The organism is Cognaticolwellia aestuarii (assembly GCF_002000025.1).
Taxonomy (GTDB): Bacteria; Pseudomonadota; Gammaproteobacteria; order Enterobacterales; family Alteromonadaceae; genus Cognaticolwellia; species Cognaticolwellia aestuarii.
This window is the reverse complement of record NZ_MUZV01000008.1, coordinates 28111-46296: the sequence shown is the minus strand read 5'-3', so window position 1 is coordinate 46296 and position 18186 is coordinate 28111. Positions and strand designations below refer to the sequence as shown.

The 18186-nt window shown below is 38.8% G+C and carries 15 protein-coding genes, 13 tRNA genes and 1 riboswitch; of the genes, 10 read left to right on the top strand and 18 right to left on the bottom strand.

Translation table 11 applies throughout. The features are described from left to right. Positions 1-170 precede the first annotated feature (170 nt). The 13 genes from B0169_RS13085 to B0169_RS13025 form a co-directional block, all read right to left on the bottom strand. On the bottom strand, positions 171-1487 hold the full coding sequence (locus tag B0169_RS13085) for an outer membrane protein transport protein (RefSeq protein ID WP_077286468.1): 1317 nt from the start codon (positions 1485-1487) through the stop codon (positions 171-173). Positions 1488-1748: 261 nt separating this feature from the next. After that, a tRNA-Leu gene (locus B0169_RS13080) sits at positions 1749-1835 on the bottom strand. A 77-nt stretch (positions 1836-1912) separates the two neighbouring features. After that, a tRNA-Gly gene (locus tag B0169_RS13075) sits at positions 1913-1988 on the bottom strand. 39 nt (positions 1989-2027) lie between these two features. Then, positions 2028-2114 (bottom strand) — tRNA-Leu (locus B0169_RS13070). Between the two features lie 68 nt (positions 2115-2182). After that, positions 2183-2258, bottom strand: a tRNA-Gly gene (locus tag B0169_RS13065). A 52-nt stretch (positions 2259-2310) separates the two neighbouring features. After that, positions 2311-2386 (bottom strand) — tRNA-Gly (locus tag B0169_RS13060). Between the two features lie 66 nt (positions 2387-2452). Continuing rightward, positions 2453-2538 (bottom strand) — tRNA-Leu (locus tag B0169_RS13055). A 2-nt stretch (positions 2539-2540) separates the two neighbouring features. Beyond that, a tRNA-Cys gene (locus tag B0169_RS13050) sits at positions 2541-2614 on the bottom strand. Positions 2615-2671: 57 nt separating this feature from the next. After that, a tRNA-Gly gene (locus B0169_RS13045) sits at positions 2672-2747 on the bottom strand. A 147-nt stretch (positions 2748-2894) separates the two neighbouring features. After that, positions 2895-3473, bottom strand: coding sequence for a CDP-diacylglycerol--glycerol-3-phosphate 3-phosphatidyltransferase (pgsA, locus tag B0169_RS13040; protein WP_143323547.1), 579 nt, complete (start codon positions 3471-3473; stop codon positions 2895-2897). Between the two features lie 74 nt (positions 3474-3547). Then, entirely contained in the window at positions 3548-5401 is a 1854-nt protein-coding gene (gene uvrC, locus B0169_RS13035; RefSeq protein WP_077286464.1) for an excinuclease ABC subunit UvrC, read from the bottom strand. A gap of 3 nt (positions 5402-5404) precedes the next feature. Beyond that, positions 5405-6049, bottom strand: coding sequence for a UvrY/SirA/GacA family response regulator transcription factor (uvrY, locus tag B0169_RS13030; RefSeq protein WP_077286462.1), 645 nt, complete (start codon positions 6047-6049; stop codon positions 5405-5407). 128 nt (positions 6050-6177) lie between these two features. Then, complete coding sequence (locus B0169_RS13025) at positions 6178-6432, bottom strand: anticodon-binding domain-containing protein (protein ID WP_077286460.1); 255 nt, start codon at positions 6430-6432, stop codon at positions 6178-6180. A gap of 176 nt (positions 6433-6608) precedes the next feature. On the opposite strand from B0169_RS13025, the gene fabA reads away from it, so the two are divergent. Continuing rightward, the gene (fabA, locus tag B0169_RS13020; protein ID WP_077286458.1) at positions 6609-7124 is read left to right on the top strand and encodes a bifunctional 3-hydroxydecanoyl-ACP dehydratase/trans-2-decenoyl-ACP isomerase; all 516 of its coding nucleotides are present in this window, start codon (positions 6609-6611) and stop codon (positions 7122-7124) included. A 108-nt stretch (positions 7125-7232) separates the two neighbouring features. Here fabA and gltX read toward each other — a convergent pair whose 3' ends face one another. Then, on the bottom strand, positions 7233-8645 hold the full coding sequence (gene gltX, locus B0169_RS13015) for a glutamate--tRNA ligase (protein ID WP_077286456.1): 1413 nt from the start codon (positions 8643-8645) through the stop codon (positions 7233-7235). 279 nt (positions 8646-8924) lie between these two features. Here gltX and B0169_RS13010 point away from each other — a divergent pair. The 5 genes from B0169_RS13010 (at position 8925) to B0169_RS12990 (ending at position 9469) form a co-directional block, all read left to right on the top strand. Continuing rightward, positions 8925-9000 (top strand) — tRNA-Val (locus tag B0169_RS13010). A gap of 36 nt (positions 9001-9036) precedes the next feature. Further along, positions 9037-9112, top strand: a tRNA-Val gene (locus B0169_RS13005). A gap of 53 nt (positions 9113-9165) precedes the next feature. Then, positions 9166-9241 (top strand) — tRNA-Val (locus B0169_RS13000). A 38-nt stretch (positions 9242-9279) separates the two neighbouring features. Beyond that, positions 9280-9355 (top strand) — tRNA-Val (locus B0169_RS12995). Between the two features lie 38 nt (positions 9356-9393). Continuing rightward, a tRNA-Val gene (locus tag B0169_RS12990) sits at positions 9394-9469 on the top strand. Between the two features lie 321 nt (positions 9470-9790). On the opposite strand, the gene B0169_RS12985 is transcribed toward B0169_RS12990, so the two are convergent. Together B0169_RS12985 and B0169_RS12980 are read right to left on the bottom strand one after the other, a co-directional pair. Next, positions 9791-10519 carry a DUF1499 domain-containing protein gene (locus B0169_RS12985; RefSeq protein WP_077286454.1) on the bottom strand — a complete coding sequence of 243 codons (729 nt, stop codon included), beginning with the start codon at positions 10517-10519 and terminating at the stop codon, positions 9791-9793. Between the two features lie 349 nt (positions 10520-10868). Then, entirely contained in the window at positions 10869-11213 is a 345-nt protein-coding gene (locus tag B0169_RS12980; protein WP_077286452.1) for a DUF3718 domain-containing protein, read from the bottom strand. A 70-nt stretch (positions 11214-11283) separates the two neighbouring features. After that, positions 11284-11367: riboswitch (cyclic di-GMP riboswitch) on the bottom strand. A 207-nt stretch (positions 11368-11574) separates the two neighbouring features. On the opposite strand from B0169_RS12980, the gene B0169_RS12975 reads away from it, so the two are divergent. After that, the gene (locus B0169_RS12975) at positions 11575-11976 is read left to right on the top strand and encodes an RNA-binding S4 domain-containing protein (RefSeq protein WP_077286450.1); all 402 of its coding nucleotides are present in this window, start codon (positions 11575-11577) and stop codon (positions 11974-11976) included. Positions 11977-11980: 4 nt separating this feature from the next. Here the strand turns inward: B0169_RS12975 and B0169_RS12970 are convergent, their stop codons facing one another. Then, on the bottom strand, positions 11981-12847 hold the full coding sequence (locus B0169_RS12970; protein WP_077286448.1) for a DMT family transporter: 867 nt from the start codon (positions 12845-12847) through the stop codon (positions 11981-11983). A 272-nt stretch (positions 12848-13119) separates the two neighbouring features. On the opposite strand from B0169_RS12970, the gene B0169_RS12965 reads away from it, so the two are divergent. After that, a complete protein-coding gene (locus B0169_RS12965) occupies positions 13120-14196 on the top strand; it encodes a Kelch repeat-containing protein (RefSeq protein ID WP_077286446.1) in 1077 nt (358 codons plus the stop codon). Positions 14197-14323: 127 nt separating this feature from the next. Further along, a complete protein-coding gene (locus tag B0169_RS12960; protein WP_077286444.1) occupies positions 14324-16036 on the top strand; it encodes a proline--tRNA ligase in 1713 nt (570 codons plus the stop codon). Between the two features lie 127 nt (positions 16037-16163). Here B0169_RS12960 and B0169_RS12955 read toward each other — a convergent pair whose 3' ends face one another. Beyond that, positions 16164-16751: a C40 family peptidase gene (locus B0169_RS12955; RefSeq protein WP_077286442.1), complete on the bottom strand. Its 588-nt coding sequence runs from the start codon at positions 16749-16751 to the stop codon at positions 16164-16166. Between the two features lie 214 nt (positions 16752-16965). Between B0169_RS12955 and B0169_RS12950 the strand changes: the two genes are divergently transcribed. Then, positions 16966-18183, top strand: coding sequence for a pyridoxal phosphate-dependent aminotransferase (locus B0169_RS12950; RefSeq protein WP_077286440.1), 1218 nt, complete (start codon positions 16966-16968; stop codon positions 18181-18183). Positions 18184-18186 lie beyond the last annotated feature (3 nt).

The window sequence follows — 18186 nt, the reverse complement described above, 5'->3', positions numbered from 1 at the left end:
TACTGAACTTTTTTAGGATTTTTAGTCACACTGTTTCTTAACCATTGAGCTTTTACAATCACCCACATTGAACAAGTCATAAAAAAGCCAACCTAAAACTTGGTTGGCTTTTATGACGTCATTAGGTACTTAATATTTTAACTATTAAGTACCTATTATCGGGATACTAACTAGAAGGTTTTATTATATTGAATCGCAATAATTAAAGCATTGCCTTCAGAACTAAAATTCCAATCCTTATTGCCGACAACGCCATCTAAAGAGCTAGGCAATTGCGCTAATAACGCATCTTCTTCAGTAACAATAACATTATCACCATTGATGTAAGAAACACCAAAATCAATGCTGTCATTGTTATCTAGTTGATAGGTAGCGCCTGCGCTATACCAAAGTCTGTCACTGTCAGGAATTGATATTGAACGATAATCTACGGCTGCAGATTGGTCAAAAGCAATCCCAAGTCTTAAGACTAGATCTTGGTTAACATCATAGGTTGCGCCTAAAGCAAAACGGTAAGTATCTTCAAAGTTTTCTTCTTTCTCAAATGCTAGCGTATCACCAGTAAATGCTTCTAACTTTTCAAAACTCGACCACTGAGTGTACATAATACTGTAGTGTGTAGCCCATTGTTCGGTAAGTTGATGAAAACCTGAAAACTCAGCTATCGCAGGCATATCAACAGATAAGCTAGCGGCTTGCTCTTGCACACCTAATCCAGAAAACTCACCATCAAAGGCTAGTTCAACTTCGCTACGGTAAGTCAGCGCAAAGCGGTGGCTTTTATTAATTTCATAAACCACACCAATATTCCAACCATAACCAAAATCATCACCAGCCATATTGACAATTTCAGTACGACCAGGCACAGGAGCAACAACAGTCCCAACACCAGGGATTGTTACGCCATTTTCGAGAACACGGCCAGCATGCCTAATTAATTCAGCTTCACCATAAACAACATTTAACCCTAAACCTAAGCTTAATTGCTCATTGATTCGGTATGAACCGCTAATATTAGCATTAATAGTTTTTAAATCGGTTTTACCACCAATAGAACCCGCTGCATAATCATTATCGTACTCACTTTTTAAGCCGAAATTCGAGTTAAAGGCAACACCATAAGCAAATGTGTCATTCACTGGGTTAATAAAGTACATTGCAGGGACGATTGCCGTTGGCACGACGCCATCCTGTTTAAGCTCGCTAGCATCATAATCTGCACCAAGTAGGTCTGGAGCATCGATACCTTTGATATTTACACCGGGATCAACATAGGTTGCGGCTAGAGAAAAAGCAGCCTTGTCGAACAATGCCATTGCTGCAGGATTACGCGCTAAAACAGCAGCATCGTCCGCTATTACAGCATCGCCAGCAAACGCTCGCCCTAAGCCTGAGGCACTTGTTTCGTTTAATTGAAAAGAGGCAGAGTAGCTATTAAAAGTTGCTAATGTGATGGCTGCTGCAAGAATTGATTTTTGTAATCTCATACTAAGTTCTCGGAAATTGTGGAAAAATAAAAAGTTTTTATAAAAACACTTCATAATACGCGACAAAAGATAGTCGCTTTGTTAAAAAATGTAATTTCATATTAAATAGTCAGCTGATCATTACTACCAAAAGCTAAAGTTAAGCTGTAACATTTTGCATATAAAACATGTTATAAACACTTTATAAGCCGATAGATTTAATTTAAAAGTTATAATAAAAAGAAATGATAGATATATAGAGTAGGAATAATACTGTCGTAATGGTACCCGGGGCCGGACTTGAACCGGCACGCTCTTACAAGCGAGGGATTTTAAATCCCTTGTGTCTACCAATTCCACCACCCGGGCAACGAGGAGTATTTTTAACGTAATCTTGGTAACTACGTCGATTTTATTTCAATGATGAATAATAAAATCTTAAAGATTGGAGCGGCTAACGAGACTCGAACTCGTGACATTCACGTTGGCAACGTGATGCTCTACCAGCTGAGCTACAGCCGCTTCGTAGAACTATAAAATACAACTATTACTAAACAGTAATGGTACCCGGGGCCGGACTTGAACCGGCACGCTCTTACAAGCGAGGGATTTTAAATCCCTTGTGTCTACCAATTCCACCACCCGGGCAACGAGAAGTATTTTTAACGTAATCTTGGTAACTACGTCGATTTTACTCACGTAAAATCAATAAAAATTGGAGCGGCTAACGAGACTCGAACTCGTGACATTCACGTTGGCAACGTGATGCTCTACCAGCTGAGCTACAGCCGCTTCACTTGCTTAATTAATGCCAATATTAACTAAGACTACACATGTTTGAAATTGGAGCGGCTAACGAGACTCGAACTCGTGACATTCACGTTGGCAACGTGATGCTCTACCAGCTGAGCTACAGCCGCTTCATAGATTTCAAACTTACACTTTACATACGCCAATATGTAATTACAACTTACTATTTCATGATATGGTACCCGGAGACGGACTTGAACCGTCACGCTCTATGAGCGAGGGATTTTAAATCCCTTGTGTCTACCAATTCCACCACCCGGGCAATGGAGGCGGGTCCCGGAGTCGAACCGAGGTAATCGGATTTGCAATCCGGTGCATGGCCACTCTGCCAACCCGCCGTTTTATATCACTACTTGTAAGTAGTATTTCCTTGTAATTCTCACTTAAAGAGAAATTGGAGCGGCTAACGAGACTCGAACTCGTGACATTCACGTTGGCAACGTGATGCTCTACCAGCTGAGCTACAGCCGCTTCATGTGTTGACTCCCTGCCAACTGGAAACGCATTCTACATTGAAAAACTGATGAGTCAACCCTTTAATATCAATTTTATTTTGACTGCTCAAAAAGCGACTAATCTGGTGTTTTTTTAGCTAAAAACACGCGATTTATGAGTAAATTACTTAGTTAACTCAGGCCAAGCAGCTTTAAAATAGATAACCATAGACCAAAAAGTGAGCACAGTTGCGATGGCATAAAAGAAATATGCAGCAAAAATTAATATTTCATGCGGAAATTCAAATAAAATTAATGGAATGTCATACGTTGGATACCAAATTAATCCCATAATGCCGAGCATTTGAGCGGCAGTTTTATATTTTCCCATTTGTGAAACCGCAATAACATCTCTAAGACCACGCGAAGACATAAACTCTCGCAGTGCGCTAATAAAAATTTCACGAGAGATCATTAGTATCGCTGAAATAGATATCCACCACACTTGTAGGTCTTGAATCAAAATAACAAGTGCTGCCACGACCATTAACTTATCAGCAACGGGATCAATAAAGGCCCCAAAAGCAGATGACTGATTAAGTTTGCGTGCTAAATAACCGTCTAAGGCATCACTTATGGCTGCAAACCAAAATACCACAAAAGCGCCAAAGTGATTCCACGATACCGGTAAATAAAATACCAGAATAAAAATCGGGATTAAAATAATTCTAAATAATGTAATTTGGTTGGGAATTGTCCACATAATATGTCTAATATTCTTATCGTTATCTAATCAAAGGTGAGTAGTGTTACAACACATTTTACACAGATCGTGTTCTAATTGTCATGCAAGGCATCATAAATATTTTCCGCCAATACTTTACTAATACCGGGGACTTTCTCTAAGGTCGCTCTATCCGCTTTTAATACTTCTTGTAAGCCTCCTAAGTATTGCAGCAGTGCTTGTCGTTTTTTGGCCCCTATGCCAGGAATTGTTTCTAATGTCGATTTTTTACTTGCCTTTTGTCGTTTCGCTCGATGTCCCGTTATCGCAAAGCGATGTGACTCATCTCGAATGTGCTGTACTAAGTGTAAAGCTGGAGATGTTGCAGGTAATGATATTAATTGATGACTACCCGCTAATATCAAAGTCTCTAAACCAGGCTTGCGTGACTCTCCTTTAGCAACACCTACTAACAGAGGGGTTTTTACTTTATCGATGCCGGCAAAAAAATCTTCAGCTTTTGACAACTGGCCTTTACCACCATCAATAAAAATAATATCAGGCATTTTTTCTTCACTGATCACTTTGCTGTAGCGTTTATCTAAAGCAAACGCCATTGCAGCATAATCATCACCGGGGGTGATACCGTGCACATTATAACGTCTGTAATCACTTTTTAATGGACCCTCTTGATTAAACACTACATTTGACGCTACGGTTTGCTGCCCCATCGTATGGCTAATATCAAAACATTCAATACGTGATATACCATTAGGCAATTCAAACACTTCATTAAGCGCCGAAAATCGTGCTTGCATTGACTCTTTATGCGAATTTCTGGTCATTAATGCGGTGGCTGCATTTGTACATGCTAATTTTAAGTATTGCGCTCGCTCAGAGCGCACATTATGGGAAAGCTTAACTTCTCGCTCAGCTTGACTAGAAATTACTTGCACAATATCTTGTTGATTATCTATCGCACTAGGAATAATGATTTCTTTTGGGATGGCCCCTAGGTTAAGTTCATTGCCAATATAATGCTGGCTAATAAAGGCAGAGATAATCTCCTCATCACTGGTATCAATTGGCACCGTTGGAAAATAGCTTTTACTGCCTAATATTTTTTGCTCTCGTACAAATAATAAATGGATACAAGCTTGAGACTTATGACGATGCAAACCAATCACATCCATTTCAGCAACGCTACCACTAACAAATTGTTGTTGTTGCACTTTTCTTAAAGTCGCAATTTGATCTCTGTATTTTGCCGCAAGTTCAAAATTAAGTGTTTTACTGGCACTTTCCATATTATCGACCAAATGTTCAATCACAGTTGAGCTTTTACCTTTGAGAAACAACTTAGCCAATTGAACTTGTTTTTGGTAATCTTCTGGTGATATTTTATCAACACAAGGCGCCGAGCACCGCCCCAGCTGATACTGCAAGCAAGGTCGGCTTCGCGCTCGATAATAACTATCCTCACATTGCCTTAGTGGAAAAATTTTTTGCATTAAGCGCAAACTTTCCCATACCGCACCTACGGTTGGATAAGGCCCAAAATAATCACCTTTAACTTTTTTTCCACCCCGGTGTAAACCTAATTTAGGATGCTTATGGTCGGTGATCAATAAATATGGGTAAGATTTATCGTCGCGCAATAAAATATTATATTTTGGCTGATATTTCTTAATATAGTTATTTTCGAGGATCAGCGCTTCGCCTTCTGTGTGCGTTACGGTGACATCAATAGCGGTAATTTGTTTGACTAATGCGCGAGTTTTATTACTACCAACATCTTTGCGGAAGTAGCTCGCTAAGCGTTTTTTTAGATGCTTTGCCTTACCAACATAAATAACGGTTTGGTTTATATCGTACATACGATACACCCCAGCTTGTTCAGAAACCGCAGCTAGAAAGGCTTTATGATCAAAAGTTAGAGCATCATTTGATAAGTTTTTTTCAGACAAAAGTTATAGGGCTTCAGTTTTCAACATACCATGGCGAATGGCCAAGTGCGTTAACTCAACATCGTTGCCGACATTAAGTTTCTCAAACATGCGATAGCGATAGCTATTAATCGTTTTAGTACTCAATACTAATTGTTCAGAAATATCCGGCACTTTTTCACCACGCGTGATCATTAACATGATTTGTAGTTCACGTTCAGACAATGTACTGAAAGGGTTTTCATCGGCCGACTTAAATTGGCTCAATGCCATTTGCTGGGCTATTTCAGGCGTAATATAGCGTTGACCACTATTAACTGCACGAATGGCGTTGATCATTTCATCAGGACCAGCACCTTTGGTCAGATAACCGGCAGCACCTATTTGCATAACTTTAGTAGGAATGGGCTCTTCACAATACACCGTTAATACAATAACTTTAACATCTGGCGCATAGCGAATGATCTTTTTAGTCGCCTCTAGCCCACCGATGCCTGGCATATTCATATCCATTAGCACCACATTAGGTTCGTTTTTGCGACAAAACTGTACGGCTTCTTCGCCTGTTTTAGCCTCACCAACCACCTTAAGTCCTTTTACTTCGTCTAGGATTTTTCGTATTCCAGTACGAACCAACTCATGGTCATCAACCAGCAAAACATTTATCAACGTAGAGTTACCTTATAATTACTTTATAAAAAACAGTAGAATTAAGTAAAAAATAATATAGTTAATTGCACTTTAACACAATCTAATTTCTCTTTTTGTTGCATTTAAACAACCAAAAAATATCATGATTAAAGCTCATTTTTGTTTAACCAACTATTTAATAAACCAATTTGACCATTTTTATAGGCAGCATAAGTCAAACGAACGGCATTACTTAAAATAATACTGTCATTCCATTTTGTTTGTTCAGCAATCAATTCGTAGCATTTTTGTGCTTCTGGTGATAAATAACCACGCATTTCTTTTTTGCCTCGGTCTTTCTGCCTTTCACGATAACGCTTTTGCTTTTCTGCATTAGTTAATGCTTTCTTTTTAATACTCATCAATAACTTACCTGTTTTATTTTTAACAATCAAAGCGGTTACGCATAACTAATACTGACAAATTTTTTGACCTTTGTTAAGTGAAAACTATATTTATTTAACTGTTCGGAGTTGTTTAGCGTACAAGTGTTCGCTAAAGTAACGCTTTTAAATTCTCAATAAATGTAAGTGAGCCCATGGAACAAAAAAATTCGTTCTCGAAAGAAGACTTAATAAAAGCGGGTACTGGCGAAATGTTTGGTGCTGGTAACAGCCAATTGCCTTCTGACAATATGTTAATGATGGATAGAATTATTAGCATTAATGATGATGGTGGTGAACATGGCAAAGGAGAAATCATTGCCGAGTTAGATATTAATCCAGACTTGTGGTTTTTTGATTGTCATTTCAAGGGTGATCCAGTCATGCCAGGTTGCCTTGGTTTAGACGCCATGTGGCAATTAACAGGCTTTTATTTAGCATGGTCTGGTGGCCCTGGTCATGGCCGTGCTTTAGGTGTCGGCGAAGTAAAATTCACCGGACAAATTTTACCAACAGCAAAAAAAGTAACTTACAAAATTACTTTAAAGCGCGTTATCAAACGAAAGCTGTTTATGGGTATTGCTGACGGAACGGTTTCTGTTGATGGTCGTGTGATTTACACAGCTAAAGATTTAAAAGTAGGCTTATTTACCGATACAACTAAGTTTTAAAGACCTAGTTTTGTTGCATTAACAAAGCTATTTCTAACCTTCCTAAATATAAAAAGCCAGCAATTACGCTGGCTTTCTTATCTGATGCGCTGAAAAATTACTCAGACACTAGCTGTTAGCTATACGTGCTTCAACCACCTCAATAGCTTGATCAATTCGGGATAATACTTTTTGTTGATCTAATAGCGCTAATGTGATGTCTAGAGATGGAGAGTTACCACCACCGGTTGCTGCAACTCGTAAAGGCATTCCGACTTTCCCCATACCCACTTCTAGTTCTACAGCAGTATCATTAATTGCAGCATGAATTGGCTCAGGTGACCAATCAGTCAGAGCAGCTAATTTTTCTTTTACTAACAATAAAGGCTCTTTAACTACCGGTCGTAAGTGCTTTTTAACCGCTCCAGCATCAAGCTCGGTGAAATCTTCATAAAAGTAACGACTGATTTGTGCCATCTCTTTTAGGGTTTTAACACGATCAGCTTGTACTTTAACAATTTCTGCTAGCGCAGGGCCGTTTTCAATATTAATGCCCTGCTCTTTCATATGCCATTCAAGGTGAGATGCCACGTAAACTGGATCTAAAGTTTTCATGTAATGCTGATTAACCCAAATAAGCTTATCCGTGTTAAAACCTGACGGTGCTCTATTACAGTCTTTCAGATCGAATAATTCAATCATCTCTTCACGAGAGAAAATTTCTTTATCACCGTGTGACCAACCTAAACGAACCAAATAATTAAGTAACGCTTCTGGTAAGTAACCATCATCACGATACTGCATTACACTTACCGCACCATGACGCTTTGATAAACGTTTGCCATCATCACCTAATATCATTGGAATATGCGCGTACTCAGGTACTGTTGCACCCAAAGCTTTTAAAATATTAATTTGCTTTGGCGTATTACTAATATGATCATCACCACGTACCACATGCGATACTTTCATATCCCAGTCATCAACAACCACTGTTAAGTTATAGGTTGGCGTACCATCGGAACGAGCAATGACAAGATCATCAAGCTGTTCATTACTTATGGTTATATCACCTTTAACCATATCTTTAATAACAACATCGCCGTCTAATGGGTTTTTAAAACGAATAGCATAAGGCTTATCTGCGGGGTAATCGGTACGTTCACGCCAAAAACCATTATATTTCTCTATTTCACCTTTTGCTTTAGCTTCTTCACGCATAGCGTCAACTTCTTCAGCTGTACAGTAACAACGGTAAGCATTACCTGACGCTAATAGTTGCTCAATAACGTCTTTATATCGGTCAAAGCGTTGAGTTTGAAAGTAAGGACCGTGTGTCCATGCTAAGTTCAGCCAGTTCATACCATCCATAATGGCATCAACAGATGCTTGAGTTGAACGCTCAAGATCAGTGTCTTCTATTCTAAGAATAAAATCGCCGCCATTTTTTTGTGCATAGAGCCAACTATATAAAGCAGTACGAGCACCACCAACATGTAAATAGCCCGTTGGGCTCGGGGCAAATCGAGTTGTTAAAGTCATAAAAGTCTCAATGAAATATATTTATTTACCAAAATCAGCAAACAAATGAAAAGTTATTTGTAAAGTTGGCAACATTTTATCAGGCAAGAGCCGGAAATACACCTTTTAGCCGGTTAAATTTATTAACAAGTAGTAGTAACAAAGCCAAGAAAGCTCATAAAACCATCAGCCTGTCGAAATATAGAGCGTTTAAGCTAAATAGTTAAAAAAATAATAAAAAATTGCAGTGTTTTGGTTGACAGCTTTTTCGATCTCCCTATAATACGCCCCCACAGAGAAGGACGATTAGCTCAGTTGGGAGAGCACCGCCCTTACAAGGCGGGGGTCACTGGTTCAAGCCCAGTATCGTCCACCACTTCTCTGTTTGTAGTTTTAATATTTTAGTTATATTGGACGATTAGCTCAGTTGGGAGAGCACCGCCCTTACAAGGCGGGGGTCACTGGTTCAAGCCCAGTATCGTCCACCACTTACTTTACAAGTGGTTGAAATAAAATATAAAAATTACGCTGTAATATAAATGGACGATTAGCTCAGTTGGGAGAGCACCGCCCTTACAAGGCGGGGGTCACTGGTTCAAGCCCAGTATCGTCCACCATTTATATTACACAGATTCATATACTATTAAATAGTTATGGACGATTAGCTCAGTTGGGAGAGCACCGCCCTTACAAGGCGGGGGTCACTGGTTCAAGCCCAGTATCGTCCACCATTTAAAATATATCGAGTCATTAACTATTCAATAGTTACGGACGATTAGCTCAGTTGGGAGAGCACCGCCCTTACAAGGCGGGGGTCACTGGTTCAAGCCCAGTATCGTCCACCATACTCCTATTCTACTGCTTCCTAAGATTTAAGCCATTTTACAAATACAAATAAGATCACCTACTGCACTTTTATAAGCTGTATCAGTTATTAGTTATTAGTTAAAATCAAAAAATTATACACAGCTTCATTAGATCATATTTTTAGCTAATGATAATCGCTTAGTCGTAAAACGTTAGATGCAACGAGAACCGAGAAGAATACACAACAAGAAGTGATAGAGTAGAAAATAAAGCCTGAGTAATTTATATTACTCAGGCTCAATGCATGCGGCTAACGTATGAAAACACTATAATAAGTAAATAAATAGCCTCAACGTGGTTTAGTTAGCTGAAAAGTTGCTGATAAACGTTTCCACACGTTTAGCATTTGCCCCTAGATCGGTACCACCAATGCGAGAAATTGACCTCAAATCAATTTTGCTGCCAGAAGTTGTTGCCTGAATACGAATAACCACATCATCTTTAAACGCCCAAAGTAATGTTGTATCTACAGCTTCAATAATGCCTTGCTCAGCATTCTTTGCAACGATCTCCCAACCTAAGTTCATCGCTGTATCAACAGCACGGCTAAAGGCTTGCTGAGTATTTAGCTCACTCATAATCGATTTCACCTTGGGGTAAGCTGCTTTTTGCAAAGGTGCTAACTTTTCGCTGTCATATGCCAATGGATTACTGTTTTCGCCACGCAGCGCTACAATAGCTTGGAATTTAGGAGGGTTAACAGTGTCAGTACTTACATGGTGTATAAAAGGCAAGGACTTAGCTTTAGACGCTTGCATTGATAAACCTATTACAGGTATAGCAAGTAAAATCATCACCAAACCATAGCTTTTCGCGACATTAGCTTGCTTTTTAAATAGCGAGAATAAAGCTAATAGTAGCGCTAATGTAAATATAATGGCACTGCCATAACCGGTAAACTTTATGATCTGAAAAGATGTTGCCATTTGCCAAACTTGTAAACGATAAGCGATTATCGCGATAGGAAAGCCGAGTAACAAAGGAATTGCCGCTAATTTAAAAAATTTTGCTATTGTTTGAATGATCATGATGTTCCCTTAAAGTTATCACTAAAATTGAGATATATTGCTAAAACGTAGATAGTAGATTAACTATCCCTCACTTATCTAGCACCAATAATAAATTACAACACACTTTTGAGCAGTAAAACTTTAAGTATTAAATTGTTATACGCTAACGGCAGCAGACAAATCAGCTGGCTAGAATAAGCCACCAAGCAATAAAAGCCAACTGTATTTTATGGCTAACTCTGTTTAAAAGCTGATAAACACACGTTAGCAGTCATACACTTCAAGAAGCTAAGTTTGTCGATAATGTTGAAATTTAGGCAATAAAAAAGCGGACTATTGTCCGCTTTTTTATTTATGTCATGACATATTAGCCATTAATGCGTTGTTTTGCTGCTGCAGTTAACTCTGGAGAAGTTATTGTTGCTAGTAAATCTTCAACTGTTGCTTTAGGTAATTTACCTAACATTAATGTGCCTGTTTTAATTGCATTGTTTGTGCTAGCAAAAGCCACTAAATTTTGACCATTACACTGCACACCATCAAATACATTGCGGATTTTTAATTTATGAGATTTTAAATAAGAGCGTAAACGAGACTTATCATCAGCTGAAACATACTCACATAATGATTTAGCCACATTTTGTGCCTGGGCTTTTTCTGAGTAAGTTGTTGCGATGAATAAAAATGTGCTCAAGATTAAAATGTTTTTCATGAAAAATATTGCCTTAATATCAATAAAAATTAAATCAATGAAACGAACTATTGATACTAAATCAAATCGCGTTGGAAACCCCGCTATCATAGGTAAGCCCCTTAGATCGGTAGTTTTGCGTAATACCCTTTCAAGTATTTTGCCGTTTCTGCTGGGGGCGCATTATACAGAGCAAGCTAGTTTACACAAGAGGAATGTCCGACTTAATACCTTGCTGATGTAACTAAAATTATATTTCTAGCCAATAAACACGAACTCCACTGCCAAGAAAGTTAAACAAGTAATTAGTTCATGAGCAGAGGACATCACTCACTAACTCAGTTATAATCACGCTTTGTTTTCTTGTCTTTAAAGGTCAGCCATGACTCACGTTATTCCTCTTGTTGATATTTCTGTACAACCCATTGAGCTCTGCAAATTATTAAAAATAGCCAATATGGTTGGCGGTGGCGGAGAAGCCAAAATAGTGATCAGTGAAGGCTATGTTTTATTAAATAACGAAGTTGAATTTCAAAAGCGCAAAAAAGTCTATCACAACGATATTATCGAATTTAATGGTGAAACCATACAGGTTAACCTTGTTAAAGCGAATGACAATATACAAACCGCGCATAAGTTAACAGCGGCAGATAACACCGAAAACAGTAAGCCTAAAAAACAAAAAACGCTATCAACAGCAACTAAAAACAGCTCCAAGAATCAGGTCAAAGTAGTTCAAAAGGCTGAGGCTGTCCGAACAAAACGTAAACCCATTAGTTTTTAATAACCTATTGCCTTAATGTTGTTTTTTGTAATGAGCGTAAATTAAGATTTGCCAGCAAAGCTCCTGATACAATCAGGCACATTGCAATAAAGATCTCCTGACTGAAAACTTGCTCACTAAAAGCAACCAGCATCAATGTCGAGAGTAATGGCGTAAAATAGGAAATGGTGGCAATAACCCTAGGATCACCTTTTTTAACTGCGCCATCCCAGCAATAAAATGAAATCCCCATAGGACCTAATCCTAACAAAAATATTAAACTTGAGTCACCCCATGAAATCACAGGTGTAGTCTCGAAGATTAGATGTGAAGCAGCTGCTAAACCAGCTGATATCAAACAAAAAAGCCCAACAGTAGCAGAACCAAATTGCGCATAAGTTAAAGTTAATTTTTTTGATAATAATGAGTAACATGCCCAGATTAATGCCGATAATATGGCTAAGGTATAACCGAAAATATCATCACTTGAAAATGTCGCACCATCAGCGGCGACAATAAGACCTGCACCAAACAAAGACACTAAAGTGCCGAAAACTTGCCGTTTACTAAGCGTTATTTCACGAAAAAACAATGGCGTAAATAATAAAATAAATAGCGGCCATAAATAATTAAGTAGATTAGCACCAACCGGTGGAGCAAGTCTTAGCGCCATAAACAACAAAAAATGATAACCAAAAATACCGCAAACACCGACAAGTAAGAGTGTTGCTTTTAATTGCCATTGCTTGTAACGCCATAGCGACAAACTGCCACCAATAAATAAGCAACAAGCCAGTAAGAAAAATGGCGGCACATGCCCAAGTTGAGCAACAATAACCGCTAGGCTACTCCATAATAAAACAGCAAAAGTAGTTAATAATAAATAATGCATTACCTGAAAACCTTGAAATGTTAGTCATAAAATTTTTAGCCTAAAACAGACTCTCCAGCGCTCTATTCCCGATACTATTGCTAAAATAGAACATTGGGGCACCATACGTTAACAATAAATAAACTACGTAACATCAGTTATTTGCTTATTTCTCAATACAATAATATTTGCTTTTAGCGCCTGACAATTGAATAAAGCTATAGCGCGTTAATATTATTTGCTAGGCTAGGAGTTCGCTAAATTCTTTCACCAATGAGCATCTAAAATAAACTATGAGCAAATTTATATTCGCGTCCCTGATGTTACTCAACACTTTATTGGCCTTCACATCATTAGGCGTCAAGGCAAATGAAAACAGCTTTCTACCGCCCCCAGTAACAAATAATGCAGTTGCACAAGTGAAAGTTGATCACCATTGGTACTTGCTATCATTTTCTGGTTTAGGCGCCAATAAAGATCATCAAGATGTACACAATCACCTTTATGTTTTTGACGTTACGAATAATCAGTGGCATAGAAAATCGTCCGTTCCTATTGCCCAACCAATTAACAAGTTAACAGGACGACTGGCAAGTGTCGCTACTGCTATCAACGAACTTGCCTATGTTTTTGGAGGTTATACTGTAGCTAAAGATCATAGCGAAGTATCGATCCCTGATGTATATGCCTATGACGTAATAAAAGATCAGTACCGTGCATTAGCCTCAATGCCAGTGCCTGTCGATGACAGCATTGCGCTCGTCTATGAAAATCGTTACATTTATCTCGTCAGTGGTTGGCATAACGACGGTAACGTTAATTTAGTACAACTGTATGACAGCCAAACCAACCAATGGCAGCAAGCATCCCCGTTCCCAGGTAAGGCAGTATTTGGCCAAGCAGGCGGTATTATCGGCAATAAGTTACTGGTATGTGATGGTGTCAGGGTTGATGTTCACCTCAATAAACGTCGCAGCTATGCCGCAGAAGCAGCTTGTTATCGTGGTGAAATAAACCCAAATGATCCTAGTCGTATCTCATGGTTTAAAGTTCAACATCCAACAGGTATATCACGTTACCGCATGGCAGCCACAGGCTTAATAAACCCCGTTACCCAAGCCAAAGAAATTGTCTTCGTTGGTGGTAGCCATAATCCTTACAACTATAATGGCGTCGGGTATAACGGTAATCCATCCGAGCCAAGCAATGAAATTTGGTACTATAACCTCGACACAAATACCTGGAAAATATCGAATACTGAAACAGCTACCATGGACCATCGAGGTTTATTAGTCGTTGATGCTAAGCTACTAACGATTGGTGGTATGACGAAAAATCAACAAGTGATCAAGGGAATTAATCACTATTAACTAGGGTCCGTAATGATTAATCGATAATTTTTAACATTTGAAGCAATTTAAACCTTTTGTGGCTGAAACTGCCCTGCTAGAATACCCGACATATTTATTACTCGCTTACTAATGGAATTTTTTCTCAATGCGTACAAGCCAATATTTACTTTCAACTTTGAAAGAAACCCCTGCTAGTGCTGAAGTTATCAGCCACCAATTAATGTTACGTGCAGGCTTAGTACGTAATGTAGCATCAGGCTTATATACTTGGTTGCCGACAGGTTTAAAAGTATTACGTAAAGTAGAAAATATCGTTCGTGAAGAAATGGAACGTGCTGGCTCTTTAGAAGTATTAATGCCAATGGTACAACCTGCAGATTTATGGCAAGAGTCGGGTCGTTGGGAAGACTACGGTCCTGAGTTATTACGCCTAAACGATCGTCATAATCGTGCTTTTGTCTTAGGTCCAACTCACGAAGAAGTGATCACTAAACTTGTTAGCAATGAAATTAGTAGCTACAAGCAATTGCCACTTAACGTCTTTCAAGTACAAACCAAATTTCGTGATGAGATTCGTCCACGTTTTGGCGTAATGCGTGGCCGTGAATTTTTAATGAAAGATGCTTATTCTTTTCATTTAGGCGAAGACTGCCTAAGAAAAACCTATCAAGTGATGTTCGACGCTTATTGTCGAATATTTGATCGCCTAGGCCTAGATTACCGCCCTGTGATAGCCGATACTGGCTCAATTGGTGGTGAAGCTTCACATGAATTCCATGTATTAGCAGACTCAGGTGAAGATGATATTGCTTTTAGTGATGTTAGTGACTTTGCCGCCAACGTTGAAAAAGCTGAAGCGCTAGCACCAACAGGTGAACGACCTGCAGCAACACAAGGGTTAACAGAAGTTTCAACGCCTAATGCACGTACTATCGAAGACGTGGCAAAGCTGCTTAGCGTTGACCCAACAACTACTGTAAAAACCTTGTTGGTACTCGGCACGTCAACAAAAGAAAATGAAGCACCTATTGTGGCCTTGGTGTTACGTGGCGATCATCAACTTAACGAAGTAAAAGCTGAAAACTTAGCTCAAATTGCCGCGCCATTAACTTTTGCGACTGAAGAACAAATTATCGCTGCAGCTGGCTGCAACGCGGGTTCAATTGGCCCAGTTGGTTTAACCATTGATGTTATTGTTGATCGCAGTGCCGCACATTTAGCTGATTTTGTTTGTGGCGCTAATAAAAATGATATGCACTTTACTGGGGTAAATTGGGATCGTGATGCACAAAACTATCGCGTTGAAGATTTACGCAACGTAGTTGAAGGCGACCCTAGCCCTTGTGGTGAAGGTAACATTGTCATTAAACGTGGTATTGAAGTCGGGCATATTTTCCAATTAGGTGAAAAATATGCTCAAGAAATGAACTGCGGCGTATTAACTGAGGCTGGCAAGAACCAAACGCTAACTATGGGTTGTTACGGTATTGGAGTTTCACGTATTGTTGCTGCCGCAATTGAGCAAAACCATGATAAATATGGTATTAAATGGCCTGCTGCTATTGCTCCATATCAAGTGGCGATTGTACCAATGAATATGGCAAAATCTGCTCGCGTTAAAGAAACTGCTGAAAACTTATACGAACAATTGCAAGCTGCAGGTATTGAAGTTATTTTTGATGACCGCAAAGAGCGTCCAGGTGTTATGTTTGCCGATCATGAACTCATGGGTACACCATTATTACTCGTTATTGGTGAACGTAACCTTGATAATCAAGAAATTGAAGTTAAAAACCGTATTAGTGGTGAAAAATCAATGTTAGCCATCAGCGACGTGATGTCGTTATTTACAAAATAATTTACCCTCTGGTTGATTAAGTGGCTGACCATTACATTGTAACGCTATAAACTCACATAAAAAAATACGGCTTTGCATGCTTATGCAAAGCCGTTTTTTTACTTTACCCACTGTAATTTAATGTGATTTACACACATCGATCCCAATACACAACCCGATCAAATAAATCGGCAACATTAAGTGATAAGGCTTTAAAAGTAGTAACTTTTTTTGAATCCGTTTGAAAGCACTCCCAAATAAATTGGTGACAATTATTATCTAATAGATGATAGTCTCTGACTTGAAATATTTGCGCTACTGCTCGCTGAGCCGCCATTTCACTTGCTAAAGGCACACCTAAAGAGTCGCACGCAATAAAAATACCTTTACCTGTACGTGTATCAGTAAAGCGCTGCGCCGACACAGGTTTTATTAGGCCATTACCATCAAGTTCTATAATGGTATTTTCATCAACCCAAATGCCGCTATGATCTAATACGCCACCAATGCCACAACAAACAATTGCGCCAGCAACCGGTTTAACCTGCTGCACAGTTAGCAACATATCGGTTGGATATGTCGCAATAGCAGACTCATAAGGAGCTAAGTCTGCCAATGTTTGTGCATGATAATAATTAAAACGCTTACGTTGCTGAGACTGTCGATCATCAGCTAACCCTTTAACCGCTAGCGCTGATACAGCAGCAGCGCCTATCCAAAGTAATGGTAAAGGCATAGGTAAGTCTCCTCATAAAGCAGATATTAAACAATATATTGTTGAAAATTTAATCACCACCTCAAGATGACGTAAATATTAGTGCTTTGCCATAAAAAAATTGCAAGTAACTGTTTCAAAGTTAGTCAATATTCGCAACAATGGGTTAAGGTAAACGTGAACACGCGATAGCCAATAAATGACCATATTCATTAACTTTTAAAAGACCAACATTATGAAAACTATTCAAAAATCTTCAAAACTAAAAAACGTATGTTATGAAATTCGTGGGCAAGTCGCCGCCGAAGCTAAGCGTTTAGAAGATGAAGGTCATAAAATTTTAAAACTTAATATCGGCAATCCGGCACCATTTGGCTTTGCAGCGCCTGATGATATTTTAAAAGACGTGATTCATCATTTACCAACAGCTCAAGGGTATTGCGAATCTAAAGGTATTTATCCAGCACGTGTTGCCGTCATGCAATACTTTCAACAGCAAGGCATTTTAGACGTGAGTGTTGATGACATTTTCATTGGCAATGGCGTCAGTGAGCTTATTGTGATGGCCATGCAAGGTTTGCTTAATAATTGTGATGAAGTATTAATTCCGGCTCCTGATTATCCTTTATGGACCGCCGCTGTTGCCCTATCTGGTGGCGAGCCAATACATTACCATTGTGATGAAGATAATCAGTGGTTTCCAAATTTAGACGATATGGCGAAAAAAATATCGTCAAAAACCAAAGCGATTGTATTAATTAACCCAAACAACCCTACCGGTGCAGTTTACAGCGAAGAAGTCCTACAAGGCATTATTGCTCTAGCACGTAAACATAACCTGATCATTTTCAGTGATGAAATATACGATAAAATCCTTTACGACCAAGCCCAGCATATTCCGACGGCAAGATTAGCGAACGATGTTTTAATTATCACGATGGGCGGGTTATCAAAAAATTATCGTATTGCTGGCTTTCGTGCCGGTTGGATGGTGATAACAGGACCTAAAATTCATGCTGAAGATTATTTAGAAGGTTTAAATATCCTTTCATCAATGCGCTTATGTGCCAATGTGCCCGCTCAGCATGCTATTCAAACAGCACTGGGTGGATATCAAAGTATTAATGAGTTAATAAAAGGCGATGGGCGTTTACTAAAACAGCGCAACCTTGCTTATAAAATGATTAATAGCATCGATGGGCTGTCATGTAATCAAGCGATGGGGGCATTATATTTCTTTGTCAAAGTTGATCAGAAAAAATTTAATATCAACGATGATGAGAAAATGATCTTAGACCTACTCAAGCAAGAAAAAATTCTATTAGTACAAGGACGAGCTTTTAATGTCGAACAAAAAAACTATTTTCGTTTAGTATTTTTACCCCATGTTGACGAATTAAAACCAGCACTTGAGAAGTTAGCAAACTTTTTCAGTACTTACCGTCAAGAATAAACA

Coding starts and splice junctions, on each gene's coding strand:
- B0169_RS13085 (WP_077286468.1), bottom strand. CDS start 1,487: ATGAGATTACAAAAATCAATTCTTGCAGCAGCCATCACATTAGCAACT.
- pgsA (WP_143323547.1), bottom strand. CDS start 3,473: ATGTGGACAATTCCCAACCAAATTACATTATTTAGAATTATTTTAATC.
- B0169_RS13025 (WP_077286460.1), bottom strand. CDS start 6,432: ATGAGTATTAAAAAGAAAGCATTAACTAATGCAGAAAAGCAAAAGCGT.
- fabA (WP_077286458.1), top strand. CDS start 6,609: ATGGAACAAAAAAATTCGTTCTCGAAAGAAGACTTAATAAAAGCGGGT.
- gltX (WP_077286456.1), bottom strand. CDS start 8,645: ATGACTTTAACAACTCGATTTGCCCCGAGCCCAACGGGCTATTTACAT.
- B0169_RS12985 (WP_077286454.1), bottom strand. CDS start 10,519: ATGATCATTCAAACAATAGCAAAATTTTTTAAATTAGCGGCAATTCCT.
- B0169_RS12980 (WP_077286452.1), bottom strand. CDS start 11,213: ATGAAAAACATTTTAATCTTGAGCACATTTTTATTCATCGCAACAACT.
- B0169_RS12975 (WP_077286450.1), top strand. CDS start 11,575: ATGACTCACGTTATTCCTCTTGTTGATATTTCTGTACAACCCATTGAG.
- B0169_RS12970 (WP_077286448.1), bottom strand. CDS start 12,847: ATGCATTATTTATTATTAACTACTTTTGCTGTTTTATTATGGAGTAGC.
- B0169_RS12965 (WP_077286446.1), top strand. CDS start 13,120: ATGAGCAAATTTATATTCGCGTCCCTGATGTTACTCAACACTTTATTG.
- B0169_RS12960 (WP_077286444.1), top strand. CDS start 14,324: ATGCGTACAAGCCAATATTTACTTTCAACTTTGAAAGAAACCCCTGCT.
- B0169_RS12955 (WP_077286442.1), bottom strand. CDS start 16,751: ATGCCTTTACCATTACTTTGGATAGGCGCTGCTGCTGTATCAGCGCTA.
- B0169_RS12950 (WP_077286440.1), top strand. CDS start 16,966: ATGAAAACTATTCAAAAATCTTCAAAACTAAAAAACGTATGTTATGAA.